Here is a 1,372-nt window from a genome sequence, read left to right as displayed (position 1 = left end):
GTCACTGACGATGTGACCGGCAACGTCGAGACAAGTCTTACGTCGTCTTTTGAGTGGATGCAGCAGGTAGATTACGCGTCCTTCGCTCCACGAGTTTTCGCAGACCGGGAGGCTCTCCTGAGCTTCGTAAAGATCTTGGACGAGTACGGTGGAGGAAACGGTGTAGTCACCACCTACGGGCAGCCTGAGCTGGCTCCTGAGCTTGCTGTGGCCAACATCCTCGAAACCCCGACTGACCAGCTAACCAAAATCAACCTCACAGTCGGGCTGCCGCCCGAAACCAGCGTGATCATGCATTCGTCACCTGGATGGGACGAGAGACGAAAATCGGATCCACGGGATAGCCTCAACGCTATGAATGTCCACGATCACGGCGGCGTCCACTGCGTCCGCATCGCTGGCATGAAGTTTCACACGGGCGACCGAGTACAACAGGACTTGGGCCGCGTCGTGGACGCGCTGCGGCGATACACGACCGACCCCYCTAAGGATCAGTTGCGCAAGCTCAAGGGCGACTTCCCCCTTGTCAACGAGGACAGTCGGCAAACAGTTCGCGAGCAGAAGTTTCAGGCGGGCGTACAGAAGCGGGCCGCATGGATTGGTGCTGGTGCAGCCGTCGTCGTCACAGTCGTGGCCGAGATCATCAAAGCTATGGCGGGCAGCCCGTCATAGCGTTTCCGGTGGGTAAGCGGTGGATCGAGGCCTGTGGAGCCCTGCGCAAGGCTTAGCTCTCCCGGTAGTGGTGCACGTTGCGCCCGCGCGGCCTCAGTACTGTTGGATCGCAAGACCACGGCCTGGACCTGCTCGTAGGTCTTCAGACGTACAGAACGAATAAGCGCTTCTGGGACCGTTCCACCCAACGTAGATGCAACTAATTCGGCCGGTCCGCCCGTCAACGACGCACGGACGTGACGTATTTGCAGCTCGAAAGTACCCCTGCCATGGCGTCATGCTCGGCTTCCGTGACCCAGAGGCTGTATTTGGCCTTGACGGCAGTTTGGCGGACGACGTACTCGCATCGGAAGGCCTTGTTCGGCGGTAGCCACGTGGCGGCGTCTTTGTCACCATCGGCACCATTGGTGGGACCATCGGCGGCCATGAGGTTCAACGGGTCGTTCGCGAGTTCCTTGCGCTGGTCAGCGCTGATCTGCTGTGCGCCCTTCTGCCAGGCATCGCTGAGCGGAACGATGTGGTCGATCTGGACGCCTGAGCTGGTGTCCTGGCCGCGGGTGAACTTGTCGGTCAGGGTTCCCGTGGAGACCGCGCAATTGTTGGTGCCGGGCTTGAACGTTTCGTTGGTCAGGTCCCGGGCAAGGATGTCATTGCGGGTGTCGCAGCCGTTGCTGTCAGTGTCGCCCACGCCGGTCCGAAC

Annotated in this window: 2 protein-coding genes; one reads left to right on the top strand and one right to left on the bottom strand. The window is 60.5% G+C overall.

Going from position 1 to position 1,372, the window contains the following annotated elements; translation table 11 throughout:
• The coding region (locus tag AC1DEY_RS23430) for a hypothetical protein (RefSeq protein ID WP_476870090.1) at positions 1-672 on the top strand (672 nt) is incomplete at its 5' end.
• A 220-nt stretch (positions 673-892) separates the two neighbouring features.
• Here AC1DEY_RS23430 and AC1DEY_RS23425 read toward each other — a convergent pair.
• Positions 893-1,372, bottom strand: a 480-nt coding sequence (locus tag AC1DEY_RS23425; protein ID WP_476870089.1) for an HNH endonuclease family protein, incomplete at its 5' end; no start/stop codon positions are given.

This window comes from Arthrobacter sp. 05T47 (assembly GCF_056395825.1).
This window is presented reverse-complemented; position numbering and strand designations above follow the sequence as displayed.